At 70.7% G+C, this 23,727-nt stretch carries 14 protein-coding genes and 2 pseudogenes; 6 read left to right on the forward strand and 10 right to left on the reverse strand.

Translation table 11 applies throughout. From position 1 onward, the window contains the following. Positions 1-26: 26 nt before the first annotated feature. Positions 27-1,271, forward strand: coding sequence for a PP2C family protein-serine/threonine phosphatase (locus tag OG259_RS02200; protein WP_328940606.1), 1,245 nt, complete (start codon positions 27-29; stop codon positions 1,269-1,271). A 41-nt stretch (positions 1,272-1,312) separates the two neighbouring features. Here the strand turns inward: OG259_RS02200 and OG259_RS02205 are convergent, their stop codons facing one another. Further along, positions 1,313-2,647, reverse strand: a complete 1,335-nt coding sequence (locus OG259_RS02205) for a geranylgeranyl reductase family protein (protein ID WP_443051901.1) — start codon at positions 2,645-2,647, stop codon at positions 1,313-1,315. Positions 2,648-2,899: 252 nt separating this feature from the next. Next, positions 2,900-4,267 (reverse strand): pyridoxal phosphate-dependent decarboxylase family protein, encoded by a 1,368-nt coding sequence (locus OG259_RS02210; RefSeq protein ID WP_328940607.1) that lies wholly within the window; start codon positions 4,265-4,267, stop codon positions 2,900-2,902. Positions 4,268-4,517: 250 nt separating this feature from the next. Here OG259_RS02210 and OG259_RS02215 point away from each other — a divergent pair. The 3 genes and pseudogenes from OG259_RS02215 to OG259_RS02225 all read left to right on the forward strand — a co-directional run. Then, positions 4,518-4,921, forward strand: a pseudogene (locus tag OG259_RS02215) (amidohydrolase family protein); the annotation flags it as partial. 174 nt (positions 4,922-5,095) lie between these two features. Then, the gene (locus tag OG259_RS02220) at positions 5,096-6,622 is read left to right on the forward strand and encodes a serine/threonine-protein kinase (protein ID WP_328946967.1); all 1,527 of its coding nucleotides are present in this window, start codon (positions 5,096-5,098) and stop codon (positions 6,620-6,622) included. 546 nt (positions 6,623-7,168) lie between these two features. Continuing rightward, positions 7,169-8,173 carry a helix-turn-helix domain-containing protein gene (locus OG259_RS02225; RefSeq protein ID WP_328940608.1) on the forward strand — a complete coding sequence of 335 codons (1,005 nt, stop codon included), beginning with the start codon at positions 7,169-7,171 and terminating at the stop codon, positions 8,171-8,173. 112 nt (positions 8,174-8,285) lie between these two features. Here OG259_RS02225 and OG259_RS02230 read toward each other — a convergent pair whose 3' ends face one another. After that, a complete protein-coding gene (locus tag OG259_RS02230) occupies positions 8,286-10,085 on the reverse strand; it encodes a S8 family serine peptidase (protein ID WP_328940609.1) in 1,800 nt (599 codons plus the stop codon). 805 nt (positions 10,086-10,890) lie between these two features. Beyond that, positions 10,891-13,620, reverse strand: a complete 2,730-nt coding sequence (locus tag OG259_RS02235; RefSeq protein ID WP_328940610.1) for an FAD/NAD(P)-binding protein — start codon at positions 13,618-13,620, stop codon at positions 10,891-10,893. 181 nt (positions 13,621-13,801) lie between these two features. Between OG259_RS02235 and OG259_RS02240 the strand changes: the two genes are divergently transcribed. Beyond that, positions 13,802-14,263, forward strand: a complete 462-nt coding sequence (locus OG259_RS02240) for an RrF2 family transcriptional regulator (protein ID WP_328940611.1) — start codon at positions 13,802-13,804, stop codon at positions 14,261-14,263. A gap of 260 nt (positions 14,264-14,523) precedes the next feature. Here OG259_RS02240 and OG259_RS02245 read toward each other — a convergent pair whose 3' ends face one another. From OG259_RS02245 to OG259_RS02270, 6 genes and pseudogenes are all read right to left on the reverse strand, one after another. Further along, the gene (locus OG259_RS02245; protein ID WP_328940612.1) at positions 14,524-16,572 is read right to left on the reverse strand and encodes an RICIN domain-containing protein; all 2,049 of its coding nucleotides are present in this window, start codon (positions 16,570-16,572) and stop codon (positions 14,524-14,526) included. Positions 16,573-16,693: 121 nt separating this feature from the next. Continuing rightward, complete coding sequence (locus OG259_RS02250) at positions 16,694-18,013, reverse strand: endonuclease/exonuclease/phosphatase family protein (protein WP_328940613.1); 1,320 nt, start codon at positions 18,011-18,013, stop codon at positions 16,694-16,696. Between the two features lie 168 nt (positions 18,014-18,181). Next, complete coding sequence (locus OG259_RS02255; protein ID WP_328940614.1) at positions 18,182-18,853, reverse strand: class F sortase; 672 nt, start codon at positions 18,851-18,853, stop codon at positions 18,182-18,184. A gap of 82 nt (positions 18,854-18,935) precedes the next feature. After that, the gene (locus tag OG259_RS02260; protein ID WP_328940615.1) at positions 18,936-19,448 is read right to left on the reverse strand and encodes a sortase; all 513 of its coding nucleotides are present in this window, start codon (positions 19,446-19,448) and stop codon (positions 18,936-18,938) included. 389 nt (positions 19,449-19,837) lie between these two features. After that, positions 19,838-20,486: pseudogene (locus OG259_RS02265) on the reverse strand (transposase); the annotation flags it as partial. A 208-nt stretch (positions 20,487-20,694) separates the two neighbouring features. Then, positions 20,695-22,356, reverse strand: a complete 1,662-nt coding sequence (locus OG259_RS02270; protein ID WP_328940616.1) for an FAD-dependent oxidoreductase — start codon at positions 22,354-22,356, stop codon at positions 20,695-20,697. Positions 22,357-22,589: 233 nt separating this feature from the next. On the opposite strand from OG259_RS02270, the gene OG259_RS02275 reads away from it, so the two are divergent. Next, the gene (locus tag OG259_RS02275) at positions 22,590-23,711 is read left to right on the forward strand and encodes a SchA/CurD-like domain-containing protein (RefSeq protein ID WP_328940617.1); all 1,122 of its coding nucleotides are present in this window, start codon (positions 22,590-22,592) and stop codon (positions 23,709-23,711) included. The last annotated feature ends 16 nt before the right edge of the window (positions 23,712-23,727 follow it).

Genomic DNA, 23,727 nt, shown 5'->3' on the forward strand with positions numbered 1-23,727 from the left:
CTCTCGGGACGAGGATCGGAAGGTCTGTGAGGCCGGAGATCGACCACGGTGCGTTGTTCGCCGCGACGCCCAGCCCGTATCTGGTGCTGGCACCGGACCTGGTGATCGTGGATGTCAACGACGCGTACCTGCGGGCGACCGGTCGCACCCGGGAGGATCTGCTCGGGCAGCACGTGTTCGAAGCGTTCCCCGACAATCCCGGCGACCCTGGCGCGGACGGGGTGAAGAACCTCGGGGCGTCGCTGGGGCGGGTGCTGGCCACCGGTGAGGCCGACACCATGGCGGTGCAGAAGTACGACATCCCCGTCGTCTCGCAGCCCGGTGTGTTCGAGGAACGCTGGTGGTCCCCGGTGAACACCCCGGTCAAGAACGCGGACGGGCGGGTCACGTGGATCATCCACCGCGTGGAGGACGTGACGGCGTTCATGCTGTCCCGCCGGTTCCGGGGCCGGAACGAGGGGCGGCGGATGACCGAGCGCGAGGAGGGGATGGAGGCCGAGCTGTACGCCCGCGCGCGGGAGCTGCAGCGGCTGAACGAGGAGCTGCGGGCGGCGCACGCCCGGGAGCGGGAGATCGCCGTCACCTTGCAGGAGGCGATGCTGCACTCCCCGGACCTGGCCCGGCACAGTGACGTGGCGGTGCGCTATCTACCGGCGATCGGTTCGCTGAACGTGTGCGGCGACTGGTACGACGCCGTCGACCTGGACGAGGGGCGGTTCACCGTCGCCGTGGGCGACGTCGTGGGGCACGGGCTGGAGGCGGCCACCGTCATGGGCATGCTCCGCAGCGCGCTGTCCGCGGCCAGTCGGGCGGTGGCCGGGCCGGCCGGGGCCCTGGAGGTGCTGGGCATGTACGCCCGCTCCGTGGACGGCGCGCTCGCCGCGACCGCGGTCAGCGTGCTCGTGGACACCCGCTCCAAACTGCTCGTCTACTCCAGCGCGGGGCACCCGCCGCCGGTGCTGCTGCACACGGACGGCACGTGCGAGCTGTTGGACCAGGCCACCGACCCGCCGCTGGGAGCCAGACCCGAGCACGTTCCCCGGCCGCAGGCCGGTACCGCCTACCGCCCGGGTGACACCCTCGTCCTCTACACCGACGGACTGATCGAACGCCGTGACGAGGACATCGACACCGGCCTGGACCGGCTGACCACCGCCCTGGGCGACCTCACCGGCCTTGAACCGGCTCAGCTGGCCGACGCGCTGCTCGCGCGACTCGGCGTCGCCAGCGGAGCCCGCGACGACATCGCCCTCGTCATCGTCCGCGTCTGAGCCCGCGGAGCGCCCGGTCCGGGGGCGTCGGTGCGAGCGGTCTACCTCCGTGGAGTGGGAACGAGGCGAAGCAGCCCGTGGAGGACAGCGTCGATGGTGTCGTGCGCGGGCTCCTCGGTCACATGGGTGAGCAGGCGGGCCAGGGTGCGCAGCACGTGGGGCGAGGCCATCACACGGGGGTGCAGGACGGGCCGGAAGCCGTAGCGCGAGAAGACCAGATCCCCGGCGAGGTTGCCCAGCCGGTAGTAGCGCGCCCATCGGCGCTGGATCTCGGCCGGGTACTGGTGCAACGCGTGTTCCCGGCGCGGTCCGGCCGGGCGGGCCAGTGCCAGGACGATGATGTCCGCCGCCACCTCGGCGGCCTCCATGGCCTGGGCGATGCCCTCGCCGCTCCACGGACTGACCATGCCGGCGCTGTCGCCCACGAGCAGCACTCCCCGCCGGTACTGCGGGCGCCGGTTCAGTCCCATCGGCAGCGGCGCGCTGCGCAGAGGCGAGTCGGCGGTCTCTTCGTCCAGCCCCCAGTCCGCGGGCAGGCGGGGCAGCCAGTGGTCCAGCGCCGCTCGCAGGTCCACCGGCCTGCGCCGCCGTTGCTGTGGCAGGACGCCGAGGCCCACGTTGACGCGCCCGTCCCCCAGGGGGAACACCCATCCGTATCCGGGCAGATCCCGTCCGGTACGAGGACAGCGCAGGTCGGCCCAGAGCTCCAGGTAGGGGTCGTGCGTACGGGCCTCACTGCGGTAGTACCGTCGGGCAGCGGCTGCGACGGGCCTCTTGTCGTCTCGTTCGAACTCCAGGCCGAGAGTCGTGCGCGCCGAGGCTCCGTCGGCGGCGATCACCAACGGTGCCCGGTAGCGGACCGGCTCCTGCCCCGGTCCGCGGGAGGCGGACACGCCGATGACGTGTCCTGCCCGGTCGGTCAGCGGGCCCGTCACCTTCACGTGGGTACGGAGGCGCGCTCCGGTCGCGCGGGCGTGAGCGGCGAGCAGGTCGTCGAAGTCGTGCCGACTGCGGGTGAGTCCGAAATCGGGAAGGGCACCCAGGCGCGGCCAGTCGAGCTCCGCCTGGTGGCCGCCGCAGACCCAGCGCATGCCCTTGTTGCGCATCCACCCCGGTGCATCGATGTCGATGCCCATCCGCACCAACTGGTACACGCTGCGCGGTGTCAGCCCGTCGCCACACACCTTCTCCCGGGGAAACCCGCCCTTCTCCAGGAGCAGCACGTCCACACCCGCTCTCGCGAGGTGCACCGCGGCGGCGGAACCCGCCGGACCCGCCCCCACCACGATGACCTGTGCCTCTTCGTCACCGGCGCCTTCAGGGCCCGAGCTGCCGGCGTCGCGGCCGTCGCCGGCCTCGCCACTTTTGGTGATCACCCCACCACTATGCCCAGGGCGGGAGTCGGTGGAACGTGCGGCTCGGCACGGCCGAAGCGGCCGCCGGTACGGACCAGGTCTCCCGAGGCCGCCCTGGAGGGAGCGTTCGCGGCCCCTCGTCCCCCCGGGCCCCATGGGTTGCTGAGCAGCGTGCTCAAGCGGACCTCCGACGGCAGTCGGGCTCCGTCCGGCCCGGGCTCTTCGACGACACCGCTGTCTTCGACCGCCAGTGCAGGGGCGGTTCGACGGGCGTCAGGCCCCGGCGGTCGCGCGCCGGATCGCGTCGAGTGTGCGCGCCACATCGTCGTCGGTGGTCGACCAGTTGCTCACCGAGATCCGCATGACGCGTCTGCCGTGCCAGGTGGAGCCGCTGATCCACGCCGTGCCGTCGTCGAGCAGCCGGGCGAGCACCCGGTCGGTGCGTTCGTCGCTGCCGAACTCGGCGCAGACCTGCGTGAACACGACCTCGTTGAGAACGGTCGCGCCGTCGATCTCGGCGATGCCGGCGCCGAACGCGGAGGCGTGGCGACACAGCCGCTCGACGAGGTCGGAGACTCCTGATCGGCCGAGGGACCTGAGGGCGGCCCACACGGTGAACGCTCTGCCGCGCCTGGAGAGTTCGGGAACCTTGTCGATGGGGTCGCCGTGCTCGTGCTGGATGAGGTAGTCACCACGCTGGCCCATGGCCGCCCGGACCGCGGACGCGTCGCGCACGATCGCGAGTCCGCAGTCGTAGGGGACGTTCAGCGTCTTGTGGGCGTCCGTCGCCCAGGAGTCCGCGTCCGCGCAGCCCGCCGTCAGGTGGCCGCAGCCCGGCGAGGCGGCTGCCCACAGTCCGAACGCGCCGTCGACATGGACCCAGGCGTCTGCCTCGCGCGCCGCACGGATGCTCGCGGCGAAGGGATCGAAGGCGCCGGAATGGATGTCGCCGGCCTGGAGGATCACGATCGTCGGGCGCTGTCCGCCGTCCGCCAGCGCCTTCCTCAGGGCCTCAGGCTCGATGCGTCCTTGATCGTCCGCCGCCACCAGGTCGGGCCGCCCGAGCCCGAGGTAGCGCAAGGCCAGGTCGATGGCCATGTGCCGGGACTCGCCGGCGACGACACGCACGGGCGGGCCACCCGTGAGGCCGTCGCGGGCGACATTCCAGCCGGTGCGCCGCAGCACCGTGTCCCGCGCGGCGGCGAGGCACGTGAAGTTCGCCATCGTCGCACCCGTGGTGAAGCCTACGGAGCTGTCCCTCGGCAGGCCGAGCAGATCGAGCAACCAGGCGCCGGCGATCTCCTCCGCCGCCGCGTACGCGGGCGAGACGGTGCGCATCACACAATTCTGATCCCAGGCGCTGACCAGCCAGTCAGCAGCCAGCGCGGCCGGCTCGGTGCCGCCCACCACGAACCCGTAGAAGCGGCCGCTGGGGAACGCGGTGAGCCCCGGCTCACAGGCCGTGGCCAGCAGGTCGACGACGTCGGCGGGAGTGCTGGGTCCGGCAGGCAGTTCGGTACCGAGCGCACTCACGATCTCGTCGACCGAGGCGCGGGCGGGAACCCGGCGGTCGGGCAAGCTCGCCAGCCACCGGGCAGCATGGTCGTACGCCCGTCGGAGCGCCTCCTCACGCGCGTCCATACCTCGGACTATGCGACCGTCGCCGCCGCCCCGCAAGCCGACCGCGGTCGGGGTCCCTCGCGAGATCCGGAGGGAGGGTCCGGATCCGTTCCGGCTGCCGCGTTCCCCCCGACGGGTCGACGTACTCGCCCCGGAGCCCGATGTGGCGCCCGATGGACTGGGCGGGGCGGGGCGGAGCGGGGTCGGGAGGCGGGTGGGCGGACCGGTTGCGGAGCATCCGGAGCGGGGCCGAGCGCCGCGTTCCCGTTCCGAGGCCGAGGCTGCCGGCGTCGCCCCGACGGTCCTGGTACAGACGGTCACGGTCGCCGCCGAAACCCCCGAGCTCCTTGCGCTGGCCGCCGCCGACCCGCTGGTGGCGGGCGTCGTCGGCTGGACCGACCTGACTGCCCCGACCTCGCCCGCCTACGCGAACTCCCAGGCGGGGAACGATTGGTGGACATACGTCACCGGGTCCGGGAAGAGCCCGACCCCGACTGGCTACTCCGCTCCGACGTCCGGCGCGGGCTGATCGCTGTGGCCGAGTCGGGGCTGATCTACGACCTGGTCGTCAAGCCGCACCAGCTCGCGGCCGCCGTCTCCATCGCCGCCGACCTTCCCGAACTCACCTTCGTCCTCGACCACCTCGGCAAGCCGCAGACAGCCACCGGCCGGCTCGTACGGCCTCCCGACCCCGGCGGCCGAAGGGCACCGCCGAGGCGCCAGACCCGCAGCGCCCCGAACCCGAGTGAAGCAACCAGATGGGTCCTCCGACTCACCCGACGCAGCACTTGGGTCACCAAGATCCGAACCACACCCGGACCACACCGACGTCGGCTATGGTTTGCGACCATGGCTATGCAGGGGGACTTAGATCAGGGTCGCTACGTCCTTGACCGTGACCCGATCGCGTCAGGCGGAATGGGGACCGTGTGGCGTGGCTACGACCGCAAACTGAAGCGCGCTGTCGCCGTGAAAGAGCTTCGGTTTGCCGAGGGGTTGAGCGAGTCCGATCGTGCCCGGCAGTGGGCGCGAGTGATGGTCGAGGCGCGGGCCGCTGCTCGTCTGGACCACCCGGGGATCGTACCGGTGTACGACGTGATCGAGGATGACGGTCGTGCGTGGATCGTCATGCGCCTGGTGCCTGGGCGGTCTCTGGCGCAGGAGGTAGATGCGTCAGGGGCGTTGAGTCCGCAGCGAACGGCCGAGATCGGGCTGGAGATCCTCGCGGCGCTGGAAGCCGCCCACGCCGAAGGCATCTTGCACCGGGATGTGAAGCCACAGAACGTGCTCTTGGATGATGAGGGCAAGGCAGTGCTGACCGACTTCGGAATCGCTTCCGTCATGGGTACCACGCAGCCCTTGACGGCGACCGGGATGGTGGTGGGCACGGTGGGTTACGTTGCCCCGGAGCGGTTGTCAGGATCCGACGTGGGTCCCAAGGCGGATCTGTGGTCGCTCGGCGCAACGTTGTACTTCATGGTCGAGGGGCGCCCGGCATACAACGCCGACGATGTCGTTGCCATGATCGCCGCGGTCGCAACCCGTGACCCCGAGCCGATGCGCCGGGCCGGTGCGCTCGCGCCCGCCATCGCGGGGTTGCTGATCCGAGACGTCGGGACACGCTGGGATACGGAGGCGACCAAGGCGTACCTGCAAGCGGTCGTCGCAGGCAGGCTGGACCTCGACACGATGGCACTTCTCGCACCGCGTCCGGAGGCGCCGACCGTGCCGGCCCCGCGCTTTTCATGGAACCAGAGTCCCCCGGCAGCCACGCCCGAGGCCGGCGACGCCCCCGCTCGCCCGCTCCGCCCACGAGGACTGACGTGGCTGGTGGCCTCCGCGGCAGCCGTGGCGCTCGTGGCCGGAGGGATAGCCATAGGCATGCAGCTGACCGGTGGAGATGGCGAGGCCGCTTCGAAGCCCCCGGAGGCCAACAGATTCAAGGCGGCCCCGAAGATCTGCCAGTCAGGTCTCATGAGCACGGACCAGGTCGGCAAACTGGTGTCGCAGCCACGGGCGAGCGGCGGGCCGATCAACACCGTGGCGGTGAACCAGTGCGAGTTCAAGAGCGACAGCGACGGAGACAGTCTGCTCGTGGAAGTCATGGTGCATGGGAGCGTCAAGGCGGCCACCGACCTGTTCGAGGAACCCGACGGTCCCATTGGCAGGTATCGCTATGCGACTGGTCATACAAGCCCCGCGCTTGGGGATCAGGCGGAGGCCGTAGGGACATCCAACGCCGTGGTGGCCCTCGTCCGAATCAGCAACCTCACGATCGAAATCCGCCATGAGGGCAGCGGCAGCGTGGGATTCGTGATGCCCTTCGTACGCCAGGTCGTGGCAGCGGCGGAAGCCGAGGCTCGGCCAGCCACATAGCCTACGACCTTGCCTGGGTCCTGCACGCGCCGTACGACTGAGCCACTCAGGGACGCTGGGCTGCTGGTAGAGCAGGTATCCGAGGGTCAGTGCGACCACGATGTCGGGCACGGTCGGCCGTGCCCGACGAACGCTGACGCCACCCCAAGGCTGTGGTCCTGCCCAGGCCGTGGGGTCCGCGGACGGCGACGCGGCGCTGCCGGGGCAGGGCGTCCAGGCGCAGGTGCTGAAGCAAGCCGCCGTGCATGCCCTGGTGGGGGCACACGGTGCGGCTGGGGCGGGGGCGTATCGGTGGCGCGGGCGGCGCGCTCACGCTGGTGCTGGTGTTCCTGGTCGGCCGCCCGCCTCGGTAGTCACCGGGGCGCCGGTCCGCCGTAGGCGCCCGCCGCACCGGCACAGGACCGGCAGCGTGACAGCCAGTCGTCGGAGTGAGGCCGGCCAGAATCGCAGCTCGTCTCATCTCTCCTCCTGGACAAGGGGGCTGGTGTGGGAATGCCGTGCAATCAGCGACCCTCTGGCGAAGAATGAACCGCCGGAATACCGTCGATGTCGGTAACCCGACAGGAGGAGATCGCGGTGGGAGCGCTCAAGGCACTGGGAGTCGGCGAGGAGGAGGAGCGCCTGTACCGACTCCTGTTGTCCGGTCCCGACCGGACACTGGCCGACCTGTCGGAGGCGCTGGGCGCCCCACCGGCACCGCTGCGTCGGCGGCTGCGGGCGCTGGAGGACACCGGGCTCGTCTCCCGCACCCCGACCCGTCCCGTCCGCTACCGTCCGGCGCCTCCCGGACCGGCCGTGGACGTCCTGATCGCCCGCAGACAGGAGCAGTTGGACCGGACCCGCTCCGAGGCGAAGGAGCTGACCCAGCTGTGGGAAGAGGGGACGGGCCGGGAACCGGCGGTCGAGGTCGTCCAGGGAGCCGAGGCAAACATCCAGCTCTTCCTGCAGACGCAGCGATCCGCCCGCGAGGAGATCCTCACCTTCGACAAACCTCCGTACGTCGTCGAGGGGGTCGGAAGGCAGGCCGAGGTCCAGCGCGATCGCATGGCCCATGGGGTGCGCTATCGCACCCTCTACGACCGGGAGTCGCTGCTCGAACCGGAGCAGCACGCTCTCGCTCGTGAGCTCGCGGCCCACGGAGAACAGGCCCGGGTCCTCGACGGCGTCCCCCTCAAGGCCCTCATCGCCGACGGCACCACGGCCCTCGTCCCGGTCCAGCTCACCGAGGACCGGCACGCGGTGATTCTGCGCGACTCGCCGCTGCTCGACGCGCTCGTCTCCCTCTTCGAGCTCCTGTGGCAGCGGGCCACTCCCCTGTGGCCGACCGGCCGGCCCGAGCAGACGGACGGGCTCAGCGACTTCGACAAACTGCTGCTCGGCTACGCGGCCGTCGGCTGCACGGACGAGGTCACCGCCCGCAAGACCGGCCTCAACCAACGCACCATCGAACGCCACATGCGCCGCATCATGGACGCCCTCGGCGCACGCACCCGCTTCCAGGCCGGCCTCCAGGCCGGCCTGAAGGGATATCTCGGCGACCGGGAGACCTGAGGCTTGGGCTGCTTTGCTGCCCTGGCGGACAGGGAGAAGCCTGGCACGGCAGCGCGCCGTACCAGGCGACTCGGAAGGAAGAACGGCCCTTCCGAGGAACGAGCGGGGCAGGTCAGTCGATCGAGCAGGTCATGTACCACTGCTGCTTGGTGCAGGTGACCGTGGTTGAGGCGCTGCCGGTGCCACCCTTGTCGTCGGTGACGGTGAGCGTGGTCCGGTAGGTTCCGGACGAGCCGGCGGGGAACTGGTGGCTGATCTCGGAACCGGTGCCCGTCGTGCCGTCACCGAAGTTCCAGCGGTACGAGGTGAGGGTGCCGTCCGGGTCGTAGGAGCCCGCGGAGTTCAGCGAACAGTGCCCGTTGACCGTGCAGAAACCGTCGACCTTGGCAGTGGGCTTGTCGTTGTGGTTGGGCGCGAGCAGACGGAAGGTGGTCTGGTTGCCACCGGTGCGGCTGGAGGAGTCACTGACCGTCAGCTTCACGGTGTAGGTGCCGTAGGCGGCGTAGGAGTGCGTGGGCTTGACACCGGTGCCGGTGGTGCCGTCGCCGAAGTCCCAGCGGTAGGAGAGCCCGCTGCCGCCGGTGAGTGAGGCGTCGAAGGTGCAGGCCCGGGTGGCCCGGTCGCAGTCGGAGACGAACGTCGCCTGGGGTGCGCCGGTGCCGCCGGCCGGGTACGCCGCCGTGTCGGTCACGTCGAGCAGCGGCTCCTTGGCGCCGTCGCCGGAGGTGTCGGTCCATGTGGCGTTGCCGGTGGCGACGAGCCGGTCGCGGACGGCGAGGACGCCGGCCCTGTTGGTGGGCTTGGCGCTGCCACGGGTGAGCCAGCCGGCAGCACCGGCGACGTGCGGCGCCGCCTGGGACGTACCGCTGTAGTTCGAGTAGCCGCCGTCCTTGAAGGCGGAACGGATGCAGTCGCCGGGTGCCGCGAGGTCGACGCCGCGCCCGAAGTTGCTGAAGTTGGAGAGGCTGTCGTCCTTGTTGGTGTTCTTCGCATTGCACCAGGCGAAGTCGCCGAGGCCGCCGGGCTTTCCGTCACCGTCGCTGAGCGACGAGACGGTGATGGCGTCCGCGACGTTGGCGGGGCTCTGGTCGGCGACGTCACGCTTGTCGTTTCCGGCCGAGACCACGACCACGATGCCCTTGGCGATGGCCCGGTTGACGGCGTCGTCGACGGCCTGGACGGTGCCGTCGAAGCCGAGGCTCAGATTGACGACCTCGATCTCGGCGGCGTGCGCGGTCACCCAGTCGATGCCGTTGACGATCTCCTCCGTGCTGCCGCTGCCCTTGCTGTTCAGCGACTTGACCGACCAGAGTCGCGCGCCGGGGGCGACACCGACGTACCCGATCCCGTTGTCGAGGCCGCCCACGATGCCGGCGACGTTGCTGCCGTGCCCGTTGTCGTCCATGCCCGCGTTCTCCACGCAGGAGGTGACGGCGACACAGTTCACCCGGCGGACCACGTTGAGGTCCGGGTGGGTGTAGTCGATGCCCGAGTCGATGACGGCCACGTCCACGTCGACCCTCTCGTCGCGCCCGTCACCCACCTTCAGACCGGAGTTGGCAGTGGCTCCGATCCGGGCGGTGCCGTTCGGTGTGGCCTGACCGTGGGCGTGGGCGACCGCGGACTTCTCCACGTACGCGACGTTCGGGTTGGCCCGGAGCGCGGCCACGGCCGTCGGCGTCAGCTCCGCGGAGAACCCTTCGAGCGCCGAGCGGTAGACCGAGCCGAGCTCGACGCCCGCGGCGGAACGGGCGACCGAGACCGGATCGGCGGCGGTGCCGTTCTTCAGGACGACGACGTACCGCGCGCCCTCCTGCGGCGCCGCTTCAACGCCTTGAGCGACCGCCGGAAGAGTGCCGAACACCGCAGCTGCTGCCGCCGTCAGGCCCGCAGATATCGCGAACCGTCTCATGCTTCCTCCCAAGTGGGGGTGGGGATGTCGGCCCAGACAGTAGGGGCAGCACGAGCGCACGGGTACACCGGTTTCCCGGCACTGTCGCCAATCCGACAGCACGGCTGAGAGCCGGAACACGGCGGTTGTTGAAGCTCCGTCGAGGACTTCGGCTGGTCCAACACCCGGGCGTGGGTGGAGCGAAGCCTTCGCCCCGGGGGGCGGATCTGTGCGATGACAAGGCTGTGTGGGCGCTGGACCGCGTGATCACGGCGTCCGAGCCGTCCAGGACAGCCCCGCTCACTGGCGTGACTCCGCGCCGGTTCGACCGGGTGGTGCGTGCACTGCGGCACGAAGCGCCGACATCGCTCGGCGATGCCGGCCGTGAGGATTCCGCTGGAGGACCGGGTTCTGCTGGTGGCCGCTCAGACCGGCCGGCACATCCCTCCTCGACGGCGTCCCCATTCGGCACCTCCAGGAGGCCGAGTCCTGGGACGACGCACGCGGCTGCCTACTGCGCCGGGTCGGGGCGGCTACTCACCGAGGCCGAGGATCGAGATGCGCATGCACATGGCCCGTCAGTAGACAGGCCGCCCCGCAAGCTTGCTGATCACCCCCCGGGGATCGATCTGTTGCTGCCCGCCTGGAACGAGTCACAGTGCGGGGACTGCGGGAGGTTCGACATCCTGCGGTGACGGCTGCCTTGTCCTGCGGGGCCCCTTGGCGAACGGCGGGTGGGCCGTGAAGCCTTCGGCTCCGTAGCGGCGGTTGCCGTCGGCTCGATCGAGGGTGGCGAGATGGTCGGCGTCGCATCCCTTCCCGTCCGTCAGAGGCTCAGTCCGGCCAGCCTGCGCCGGTCGAGCGGGGACGCGCGACGATCGAGGCGTTGTTCGAGGAGGTGGCGGGCGGTGTCGCCGTGACCTGCCTCCACCAGCGCGTACAGCAATGTCTCCTCGATGACCTCGCGCTGTGCCGCGCTGCCTCCCACGCGGCGCAGCGAGGGCAGCAGTTCGCGCAGTTCCCGCACCGCGGTGGCCCATTCCTCCTCCAGGACCGCTTCCAGCGCGCTGCACAGCGGGACGACGACCTCCCGCTGCACCGGGTCCGCGCCGGCCGCGTGTGTGCGCAGGCGGCGGAGTGCGGGGAGGTCGTCGGCGGCGGCGAGGGCGAGGGCGCTGTGCAGGGCCGTGAATGCGGTCGAGGGACGTTCGACCAGATCGCGGGCGACCGCGTCGAGCACGCCGTCGACGGGGACCCGACCGGTCCAGTTCCTGGACATGCGGGCCCGCCACAGCAGGGAGCCGGAGTCGACGAGGGCCCGCACCCCGTTCACCTGGCCCGGGGCGAGCTGGGCGAACCAACGGCGACGCACCGCCGCGGAGTCGTCGAGGGCCAGTTCGTGGAGCGCCACGTGCCAGGAGAAATGCGCCCGGTGCACGGCTCCCCGCCCCTGGCCGCCGATCCAGCCGTCGAGCCAGTCCCGGCCGGTGCGGTGCTCACCGGACTCGTAGTGGACGTGGGCGAGGGCGTGCACGGCATGGCCGGAGGCGGGTTGTGCGGCGAGTGCTGCCTGGGCGAGCTCGCCGGCCTCCTCGATCCTTCCTTGCTCCTGCCGGACGAAGGAGAGGAGCGAGGTGTGGAACCAGTGCCCTTCGTAGACGGACGCGGTCCGCTCCACCAGACCCAGGGCCAGTGTGCCGTCGAGATCCGCGACGCCGGAGAAGGCGATGGTGGGGACGGCGATGCCGAGCGCGAAGGCGTCGGCGGGGAAGCGGCCGAGGTGGTCGACGAGAGCCGTGTCGCCGTCGCCGGTTCCGTCGCCCGCGGTGCCCGCGTGGGCTTCGTGCTCCCTGATGCGGCGCGTCACGACGTCGACGAACGACCGCTCCCGCTCGTCGCCGCGTTCCCGCACGCTGCGCTGTGCGTCCGCCAGCTCCCGGGCGACATCGACGTCTGCTCCACACTCGTGACCGAGCAGGGCGAGTGCGGCGTGCCCGAGCGCGAACCCGGGGTCCAGTTCGGTGGCACGCGCGAACGACTCGGCCGCCTTCGCCCGTACGGTGATCACCCGGGCAAGCCCGCAGCGGAAGGACGCCGCAGCTGCGGCATGGGTGGACAGCGGCAGCCCGAACTGGTCGGTGGGCCGGCGGCGTACCGACCGGGGGGCGCTGGTGAGCGGGGTGAGTACGGCCTCGGCGATCTCCTTGGCCTGCTGACGGATCTCGGGGATCGCGGTCGTCTCCCACAGCTCGCCCCGGCGGGGCGCGCCCAGTGTGAACAGCGGCCGCTCCGGGCGCCCTTGGGCGTCGAGCAGCCTGCCTCCGTCGGTGGACACGCCGATGCCCAGCGGTCCGGGTGCGGCGAGGCCGTCGGACAGCAGCCCGCTCCACAACGGGTCGCCGCCGCCGTCGGCCCGCAGCCCCGGCCCCGTACAGTCCACCACCCATGCCACGCGCAACTCACGGCCGTCGGCGAGGGAGACGATCAGGCCGCCGTCCTTCTGTGGTGCCGCGGAGGCGACCCGGCCGGCGTGGACGCGGAGCCTGCGGGCGGTGCGCGCCCGGGCGACGGTCTCGGCGGTGGAGGGTGCCATGCGGTGCCGGTGCACGTTCCACGGGGTGGCGTCACGGCCGAGGAACTCCGCCCGCTCGTCGTCGGTGAGGCCCTGCCAGAGCCGTACGATCTCGGGCCGCAGCCCGTCGAGCGCGGGCCGCCAGTCGCCGTGGGCGCGACGCGTGGCGGCGAAGTGCCGCGTCAGCTCCCTGCGGAGTCGGTGGAACGGGAGGGCGGCGAGGCCCGGCGGCGGCGGTACGGGGGGCAGCGGGGCGACCGCGTGCGGCTGGGGAAGCAGCCCGCCACGGGACACGGCGTGCACCGTGCGGCCGGGACGGTCGAGGACGAGCGCGAGATCGACGGCGGTGAGTCCGGTGCCGACGAGCAGGACGTCGTCCGACTCGCCGACTGCGTCGAGCGCGCCCGGCGTCCAGGGGCGGGGGACGAACCGGTCGGAGGCGACCAGCTCGGCCGGGGCCCAGCCGGACCGGCCCGCCGCGGGCCCGGTGGCGAGGACCACGCTGTCCGCCGTCACCGTGCCGCCGTCGGCGAGCTGGAGCTCCAGACGCCCCCTGGCCGCGTCGGCGCACCCCGTGGCCCTGGTGCGCAGCCGCCGTACGGAGACCGTGCCGTGCGCCGTGATGATGGCCCGGCCGAGCGTGTCGGCGAGGTACGAGCCGAAGCGGTACCGGGAGGCGAAGTCCGCCGCCGTGACGGTGGGATCGCCGTGCCGGCAGAGCCAGCGCCGGAAGTGACCCGGATCGTCCGGGTAGCAGCTCATGCCGCCGACGGGCACGTTGAGCCGGTGCTCGGGGACCTCGGTGGCGTACGCGGTGCCCCGGCCCGCCTCCGGCGCGGGGTCGACGAGGATCAGATCGAGCGGGATTCGGCGCCGGGCCGCCCCTTCGCACAGCTGGACGGCGACGAGCGCACCGGCCGCGCCCGCACCGACGACTGCCACGGTCGGTCGAGGACGGGCGGACTCGGCGGACGGCGAGGACACGACAGGTACCACGGAAACCTCCGACCAGGGGCGGGTACTGCACAGCCAATGTTCACTATGTCGATGAACAAAGTGGAGTTGCAACGCCGCTTCCGGACAACAACGACGCGCCAGAGTGCTGTTGACGGCCTGTGAGCACCGCCGCAGGTCAGGTTCGCGCTCCTCGTGAGACATTGAGTCCGTGAGGATCTCAGCACGAACGGACTACGCCATCCGGGCCATGGCCGAGTTGGCCTGCTCCCCGGACCGGCCTCTCAAGGCCGAGGACATCGCCGGACGCCAGGACATCCCCGTCCGCTTCCTCTTCGTCGTGCTGAGCGACTTGCGGCAGGCGCGTCTGGTGCTCAGCGTGCGCGGGCCCGACGGTGGTTACTCCCTCGCCCGGCCGCCCGTGGAGATCACCCTCGCCGACGTCATCCGCGCGATGGACGGACCGCTCGTCAGTGTGCGGGACCTGAAGCTGACGGGTCTTGAGTACCAGGGTGCGGCGGCTCCCATGCCGGATGTGTGGCGTGCTGTGCGGACGAGTCTGCGCCAGGTCCTGGAGGGCACGACCCTCGCGGATCTGGCGACGGGCACCCTGCCCGAGCTCGTACGGGACCGGGCCCGCGACTACAACGACGACGTGCGGACGTACCCGTAGCGTCCAAGACCGTTCGGCGACCAACCCCCTACGTCCGCGCGGGCTGCGCGACGGCCAGGCCGCCGGGAGCTCCCTGCGGGGCCCGGACCGCAGCCGATGACCTGACGCCACCCCGGCAGGGCTCGGCTCGGCTTCTTCCAGGGGCCCGGAAGTGGGCGCCTGACCTGGGCTCATGCCCGGAAGTGGGCGCCTGACCTGGGCTCATGCCCGGCAGGCGCCCACTGGCCGCGCCGACCGGCGCGATGGAGGGTGTGTCGTGTCTACAGGTTGTTCAGTGTGATCCTCCAGAGCTGGCCCAGGTCGTTGGACGGCTCCCTGAGTGACAGTGGCTCGCCGTGTTCAACGGCGGTCACGTTCGTGCCGTCCAGGGCGCTGACGATGCGGTACCAGCCGCCTCCGACCGCTTCGAGGCGCCACTGCTCGCCCTTGTTGTCGGCGACCGAGTCCATCAGGGTGACGGTCTTGTCCTGCGCGTCGTAGGACACGTGCCGGGAGTCGAGCGCCAAGGGGGCCATGCGCCAGATTCCCTGCGCATCGGCGTGCAGATCCCAGACCTGGTTGCTCTTGCACCTGCAGGGCGTCCAGCCGAGGATCTTGGTTCCCGCTGAGGTGTCCCCGGCGGTGAGGTCCATGGCCGGCCCTGTCGCGGACTGGAACGACACGCGGTCCTTGTCCTTGGGCTCGATGCCGCCCTCCCACTCTTCGGGAGCGGTGGAGCAGTCGGTCGTCACCAGGGTGCTGCTCTCGCCCGGCTTCAGGCACTGTCCGTTGTAGACGGAGCGCAGGGTGTCGCCGTAGTGGTACCACTGCTGGTTGTCTCCGCCGTTGCACTCCCACTGCAGGACTTCGTCGTTCGTTCGGTCGTAGTCCAGGCACTGCCCGGAACTCTGGTTGACGAAGATGAACGCCCCGTTGGGGGCTGCGGCCGGACCGGACGCGATGTCTGCCCGGCCGCTGCGGACAGCGGCGGTGTCGCTGCCCGGCACAGGCGGTGCGGCGGCTGAAGACGCGGATTCACCGCTGGAGCCGGCGGTGATCGAAGCGCGGGCTTGCCACTGCTGCTCCTTGCCGTCCCCGCACTGCGCCAGCTGGACCTGATCCACCTGGCCACCGCTGACGCAGGTCTGTGCGGCGGACGACGTGATGCGTCCGGACGCAGAGGTGGACCAGCCGTCCTCGTTGGGCTGCGCCCCCAGGGTGTTGGGGTCCTCGAACCACCACTGCTGGTTCATGTCGTAGGTGCAGTGTTCGACGCTCAGCCAGCTCTGGTGGTCGTCCTTGCCGATCAGCCCTGGGGTCTGGGTCAGACAGCCGGTGATGTCGTACGCGCCCTTGCCGTTGCTCTCGTAGGCGAAGAGCTGCGAGGAGCCGTCGTACAGCGTATGGCCCACGGCCCAGGACACGGGCTTTCCGCTCTTCCCCGCGACGAGCTTCGCCCAGTCGTCGCCTTCGTCCGTGTGCAGGAAGTTGTCACCGTATTTGATCGTGGCGACCGCTCGGACCGGCATGGCGGGGATCAGGTCTCCGTCCAGCTTCTGGTGGTCGTCCACGTGCCACTGCTGGCGGGCGGAGCCGTCCGCGGCCGTCGCCTTGCCCCAGGCTCCGTCGCCTCCCCAGTCGGCGTCGATCAGGTCGCCGGTGGATGCGCTGCGCAGCTGCATGTTCTTGCTCACCGGGCCCGTCGTGCCGCCCGGCCACAGGGTGTCCTCCCGCTTCTCGGTGACCTCCATCTGTTCCGGGGTGGCACCTGCCGATCCGGCGCAGGTGAAGTAGCCCTGCGACTGCGAGCTCGTGGCTTCGATGGTCTTCTTCACACAGGTGCCCAGCGCCTGCTGGCCGAAGGCGTTGGGGTGGATGGCCTCCTGCTTGTCCCCCTGGGTGTACGGGAGCCAGTTGGCGAGGCCGGGAATCCAGCGCACCCATTCGGAGCTCTTCGCCTGCGGCGGGTTGCCCAGCGAGTTGAGCCCGGACGCCTGGGAGGAAGCCTTGGCGCACAACTCGTGGCCCGCGAAGGCATTCTGGGTGTTGAGGAAGATGGCCCTTTGGTCGTGCGCCGCGTCGGCGAGAGCCTGGTTCAGCTCCGGAACGACCTCGTAGTGCAGCCATTCGACGTCCGGGTCCAGCAGAGCGCATCCACCGGTCATCATGCGTGCCCAGCTCAGCGCCTTGGACGGGTACCGGTTGTTGGCCACCGAGGACAGCGGATTCGGATACGCCTGCAGGATGATCTTCGGGTTCTCCTGGCCCGCCTCGTTCAACGTGGTTCTGATCTTCGCGATCGTGTTGGCGACCTTCTCCTTGATGGTCACCGTCTTCTTGTAGACGTCGGACCGGCCGTTCGTGCTGCACGGCTTGTTGCCGACGTAGCCCAGGACACAGTTGACGCCGATGTCGGAGAAGCCGAGTCATTGCCTCCGATCGAGAGCACCACTACTTCACGTTGTTCTCGGCCGCGATCTTGGCGAGCTGCTTCACCTGGGGCTCTTCGCCCTTGAAGGTGTTGTCCGTGACATCCGTCGTGGTCGCCCCCGAGCAGGCGATGTTGAACCGGCGGTCGGCCGGGATGCCGAGCACGTCCCCGACGCTCTTGATCGGTGCGAGATCGGAGCGGTGGCACATCTCCGCCCCCGACGCGCTCTCGCCGTAGACCCGCTTCGGGTCGTGCTCGCAGACCTCGTCCTTGCCGCTGCCGGTGCCGGTGCAGTCGAACGCCGCCCGGTCGGTGCCGAAGGCAGAGCCCTGACGGCTGCGGTAGGACAGCTCGCCGGCACCGTTGCCCTGCCAGCGCCCTCCCTCACCGGAGATGTAGCTGTCGCCCATGGAGACCACCGCGTCGACGCCGACGCACGCGTCCTCGCTCTGCGCCGCTCGGGCGGCGAGGGCGGCAGGGTCGTAGAGGGTCCGGCTGTCCCAGTCGGGCATGCACTCTCGCGTGCCCGCGGGCGCGAACCGCACGGGTTGGTGGTCCGATCCGCCCCGGCTGCTGATGGAGACGGCGAGGTTGGTCAGTTGCTCGCCGGCGGTCATGAAGTCGAGGGAAAACCCGGACTGCTGGGTCCCCACGGGGACTCCGTCCGGCTTGCCGTTCCGGGCCGCGTAGTAGGTGCTGGTCCTGACCTGCTTGCGGAAGGACCGGGCTTCGGAGTTGAAGTCGCCCAGGACACGCCACGGTTCGTTGCCCACGGCGTCGACAACCGCCTGCGTCAGCGCCTTCGCGTGCGGGTTGGGGATCACATCGTTACGGATGGACGCCGCGTGGATGTTGAAGTACCAGGTGCCGTTGATGCGCACTCCCACGGCAGGACGGGAGCGTATCCACTTGTTGTTGTCCGAGCGCGGGGTGACGATCTTGATGTCCTGGAGTGCGTCGAAGTTCGCGGCGACTGCACTGTTCACCCACATGGCCATGGACTTCTGGGTGTTCTTCTGTGTGTCCGGGTCCTCGTCGTTCCCGCTCCCTCCGGAGCCCCACAGGTTCTTGTCGAGGATGTCCACGTAGAATATTCGGCCGTTGACGCCGCTTCTGTCACCTGCGCCGTAGCTCTTGGTGAAGACCTTGTACTTCAGGCTCGGCAGACCGCTGGGCGTCGTGGAGGTGTCGCCCGTATTGCTCAGCCGTGTCATCTCGTCATGCGTGACGAAGTCCACCGGCGGGGTGTTGACTTCCTGCAGGGCCAGAATGTCGGCATCCTTGAGCAGGTAGGACCTGACTGTTTCCCATTTGTTTCCGCCCTGGGCGTTCCACGTCACCGCGCGGAGATCAGTTCTGGGCGCCGCCTGCGCCTGCCCCGCGGTCAGCAGGGGGGCTAAGGAAGCCAGCAGTGCGCAGGTCACGACGAGGCACGGGAAAAGGCGCCTGCCCTGGGCTTTCGCCCGGCAGGCGCCCTGAGTGTCAGGCGTACGCCGATCTCTTCGGCGCTATCTCGTCCCCGTCAGGGTCGCGTAGACCACCGTGTTGGCCCGGTAGCCGGTGTCGCTGGACCAGTCGCCGCCGCAGGTGATCAGACGCAGCTCGGGGCGGCCCGAGTCGCCGTAGACCTTCTCGTCGGGGAATCGGTCCTTGGGATGAGCCTCCACCGCGTCGACGGTGAAGAGGGCCGTACGGCCGTCGTCGCGGTCGATCTCGATCCTGGCGCCCCGCGAGAGGGTGTTGAGCCGGTGGAAGACGGCGGGGCCGAGGGGGGTGTCCAGGTGTCCCGCCACTACGGCCGTGCCCGGCGCCCCGGGGGCGGTGCCGTCGGCGTACCAGCCCGCCACGGTCGGGGCCGTCGCGGGCGGGGGGCGCAGTGCTCCGGCGCCGTCCAGCTCCAGGGGGACGAGGGCGACGTCGACCCCGATGGTCGGAATCCTGATCCGCGTCGCGTCGGACGCGGGCAGCGGCCGAGTTTCGGAGCGGTCCCGATCGGCTCCGGCGGCGGGCCGCGCGAGCAGCGGTGAGGCCTGCGTCGTCGTCGGCGGCCGCGAGCCGTCGCCGTCCGGCACGTGGGCGAGCAGGACGATACCGACGAGCGTCGTCCAGGCCAGGGTCCTGACCGAGGGGACGCTCCGGGACGGCGCTCCGCCGGGCTTCGGCGCGGAGCCGTTCTTCATGTGGTTCGTGCCTCCGCTGGATGGCGGGCCCCGGATCTCCTCGCGGAGCCGGGGCCTTGGCCGTGGGGCGTGGGGCGTGGGCTCAGACGGAGTTCCGGGCGGCGGTGGCGCGGCGGCGCATCCTGATCAGGACGCCCGCGGCGGCGCCACCGAGGAGCAGGGCGCCGAGGGCGTACGGGCTGCCACCGTCGTCACCGTCCGCGCCTGCGCCCGCGGCCCAGCCGAAGCCTGCTTCCACGGCACCGATCGGCCGGCCTGAGATCTGATAGGTGACGGTCTGCTTGATGCGGGGCGGGCACTTGAGGGTCACGGTGTCCGTGCCGGAGACGGCATCCAGCGGGAGCGTGAACTCACCCACGAGGACGCCCTTCCGGTCACCGGGCAGGAGGTGGAACTTCCCGCCCGCCTCCGACTCACCCTTGCCGTAGGTCTCCTTACCGCAGGCGGTGGTGCTGACGGTGACGGTGGTGCCAGGGGCCGCCTTCCCCGGATTGACCTGGACCTCACCGGCGGGCGCCGCGACGGCGGAGGGTGCGGACAGGACGAGGGCGCCCAGGACCAGGGCGAGCTGGGTACCCGTACGTGCGAGACGCATGCTTGTTCTCTCCTTCGGCGGAGCTTTCCTGGCCGGCTGGACCGCGCGGCTCCGGTGCTGTGCTCCTTGTACGAGAAGATCCCCGACCGGTTATCACCGCAACGGGAAGATCGCGCGCGATGTCCCCCGGTTGGGGTCTTGATCGTCCTCCCCGGTGATCACCGCCGCAGGTCACAGTGGGCGTTGCGGTGCTCGGGAAAGAATGGCCTCCTGCGCGCGAACGGGTTAGCCTCGCCCTTTCGTGACGGTCCGTCGGTTTCTCCGGCGGGCCGTCTCGGTCGTTCGGGCCGGTGGCGGCGAGGCTGATGGCCCGGCTGTCGCGTCGGGTGGGCGCCAGGTTCCACGGCTCTGGTCGGGTGGTGCTGCTCGCAGGGACGGGGACGTGCTGATCAGCCGGGGTTCGGGAGGGCTTCGCTTCGTGCCGGGGCGTCGGTGATCAGGTCGGTCCAGGGCCAGTGGCGAGCGAACCGCAGATGCCGGCGGCGGGCGGTGGTGACGATCTGGGCGGCGGCGGAGAAGGGGCGTGCCGGTGTACGGCCGTTCCTTCCGCACGATCAGCCGCATCCCCGCGGGCCGGCCGTTCAGCGCGTCACCGGTGATGTCGGCGACCCAGGTGCCGTCACGGATGTCTCCGCCGGGCTCGACGGCCGGTGTCCAGGCCGGGGCCGGGATCTTGAGTACGGCCTGGTGGCAGGCGGCGGTGATGGTCATGCCGACCGTGTACGACAGACACCGGCCGCGCTGGGCCGGCCAGGCCATGAACTCGTGGGTGCCGCCGCCGGAATCGGCGCGGATCGGTGTCCGCCGGCCTCACCGGTAGGTCTTCGGCAGCCGGGCCAGGGCCAGTTGGGTGGTGGTGATGGGGGCGGCGGCGGTGTCGCTGCCCACCTCCGCCGCCACGGCCGTCACCCCCGCGTTTCCGGGCCGTAGCACCGCGGCCACCGGCTCGCCGGACCCGCCGGTGCCGTGGTCGACGAATCCCATGGGCGGGTGGTGCCCGAAGTTCTTCCTCCAAGTGGCAGCCGCGTCCTGCTTGTCGCCGGCTCCCTCCCCCACCACCTCCCTGCCCCGGCAGCACACGGCAGGCCGGGGTGGAATCTCAGCCGGCTCTTCCGCCGAGCGGCCATCGCGCAAGGGACTCCCGGGCTACCGAACAGGATGTCCCGGGGCACGGTCGTCGGAGTGGCGTACCACCGATGACCGCGGCGCCCCGGGAACCCCTGCCGTGCCGGCCGAGAGACGACGGTCAGTTCCGGCCCAGGATCGCCGTGAGGGCTTGTCGCAACGCCGCTCCGGGATCCGGCGACGCCCCTTCGGACCGCCAGGCGACGAACCCGTCGGGACGGACCAGCACCGCGCCGTCCGAGGTGACGCCGTGAACCTCCGCCCAGTCCGTGTCGCTCTCGGGGACGAGCTCCGCGTCGGGCCCGTCGCCGATCCGGTACGAGTCGAGCGGCACCGACAGTTCTCGCCCGACGCGGGTCGCCGCGGTGTGCCAGCCACCGGGGCCGTCTTCGGAGCTCAGGAGCACCAGGGACCGCTCGTACAGGTCGAGGGTGGAGACCCGGGTACCGGCGCGGTTCAGCCACATGTGCGGTGCCCGGCTTCCGGGTTCGCCCGTCAGACGCAGTCCGTCGGAGACGACCGGCAGCGTCCGGTCGGCGCCCACGACGGCGCCCTGGGGATAGCGGTAGCCGAGCACCTCGTTGAGGATGCCGCCCTTCTTGCCCTGGGGGCCGCCGGCTCCGGGGCCGGGAACGTACCCGGGGTGGCTGTGTTCGACCGACCGCGCCGAAGCACGCGCGCTCGTCGTCTCCGCGACCGGCCGGCGCTCCGCGTCGTAGGACGCGAGCAGGCCGGGGCCGGCCCAGCCGCCCAGTACGGCGGCGAGCTTCCAGGCGAGGTTGTGCGCGTCCTGGATACCGGTGTTGGAGCCGAACGCCCCGGTGGGCGGCATCTCGTGGGCGGAGTCGCCGGCGAGGAACACCCGGCCGTCCGCGTACCGTTCGGCGATCCTCTCGGCCGCGTGCCAGGGGGCTCTGCCCGTGATCTCCACATCGAGGTCCGGCACCCCCACGGCCCGCCGGATGTGTTCCCTGCACCGCTCGTCGGTGAACTCCTCCAGCGTCTCCCCGTGTTCGGGGTGCCAAGGAGCGTGGAACACCCAACGCTCCTGATTGTCGACCGGCAGCAGGGCCCCGTCGGCCTCCGGGTTCGTCAGGTAGCAGACGATGAAGCGCCGGTCGCCGACGACGTCCGCGAGACCGCGGGACACGAAGGTGATGCTCACGTTGTGGAAGAGGTCGCCCGGACCGCTCTGCCCGATGCCGAGCTGCTCGCGAATCGGGCTCCGCGGGCCGTCCGCCGCGACGAGGTAGTCCGCTCGGATGGTGGTGTGCTCACCGGTGCCGCGGCTCTTGACCTGCGCGGTCACCCCTTCGGCGTCCTGCTCGAAGGACATCAGCTCGGTCGCGAACCGCAGATCTCCGCCCAGCTCGCCGGCGCGCTCGAGCAGCACCGGTTCGAGATCGTTCTGGCTGCACAGGCACCACCCGGCGGGACTGAAGCGGGCGACCCCGCCACCGGGGTCGATCTCCCTGAACAGCCACTCGCCGACGTCGCCCACCAGGCTCGGCGTCTGCAGGATGCCGTTGTTGCGCGCCAGGACCGACGCGGCCTCCTGGATGGACCGCGTCACCCCGGCGCTCCGGAACAGCTCCATCGTGCGCACGTTGTTGCCGCGGCCACGCGGGTGGATCGAGGTGCCCGTATGGCGCTCGACCAAGGTGTGCGGCACTCCGAGACGACCCAGGAACAGCGAGGTGGACAGGCCCACCAGCGAGCCGCCGACGATGAGTACGGGGGTGCGGTGACCGGTTGCTTCGCCGGCCGCGTCGAATCGGTTCATTGCTCGTCTCCGGCGTCACCTGCGACGCGAGTTGGGGTTGGGATGCAGATTCATGCCCTTCGGAGACGGGTCCGTGTGCCCTGGGCACCCGGATGACACGTGGTTCACTCGTCCGCTTCATGGGGCTCGCGCGCTCTCGGCCCTCGTGTCAAGGATCAACACATGACGGCCTCGGCGTTTCGGCCACGTAGGTCGTTCCCCCCTCCCCCCTGAGAAGAGAAGAGGTGTGCCGGATGGCCCCCTCGGGACGCATCTCGCAGTCTGTGTTCGACGGCTCCAGGCTGCGGGTGATCCTCCTGCTCGACCTGTACGAGGGAGCTCAGGAGCAGTTCCTCGACGCGTACGAACTCATGCGCAAGCAGGTCGCCTCCGTTCCCGGTCACATCAGTGACCAGCTCTGCCAGTCCATCGAGAACCCCTCGCAGTGGCTCATCACCAGCGAGTGGGAGAGCGCGCCGCCGTTCCTCGCGTGGGTGAACAGCGAAGAGCACGTCGAAACAGTCAAGCCGATGCACAGCTGTGTCCGGGACACCCGTTCGATGCGCTACAGCATCCTCCGGGAGACCAGCCCCGGTCAGCCGGCCCCGCGGACCGCGGCATCGGGCGGCGTGCAGGTGAAGGCCCGCGTGGGCGACGGTGTGGCACGCCACGCCCTCACCTTCACCGTCAAGCCGGGTTCCGAGTCGAAGGTGGCGGAGATCCTGGCCGGGTACCAGTCGCCCCAGGCCCAGGTCGACGAGACCACACGGCTGCGCCGTACGTCCCTCTTCATGCACGGCAACCGCGTCGTGCGCGCCGTGGAGGTGGAAGGCGACCTGCTCGTGGCACTGCGGCACGTCGCCCGTCAGCCCGAGGTACGCGCGGTCGAGGAGGCCATCAACCCGTACCTGGAGCAGGACCGGGACCTGACCGACCCCGAGTCGGCACGTGTGTTCTTCACCCGGGCCGCGCTCCCGGCCGTCCACCACGTGGAGTCCGACCGGCCGACGCCGGCCGGCCTGCGACGGCACGCGCTGTACTACCCGGCCAAGGAAGGCCACGGGATGGAGCTCGCCCGGCTGCTCGCCCATCAGGACCGGGACGCGACGGACGATCCGAACAGCCCGGTGCACAGCAGCACCGTGTTCCAGCGCGACGACATCGTGGTGCGCCTCATCGACGTCACGGGCGAACTCGACCTCGACCCCGTCGCCTCCCTCGGGCTCAAGGGCTCTGGGAAGGCCGCGCAGCTGGAACGTCTCCTCGACGGCGCCGCGATCGGCGTCGAGGGATCCCTGGAGACGGAGCGCAACGTCAACCGGCTTCTGTCGCACGCCGACATGCTGCCCGTCACGGACCGCTCGGCGAACACCTGACGGCCGGTCGCGGCTC

This window comes from Streptomyces sp. NBC_00250 (assembly GCF_036192275.1).
GTDB lineage: Bacteria > Actinomycetota > Actinomycetes > Streptomycetales > Streptomycetaceae > Streptomyces.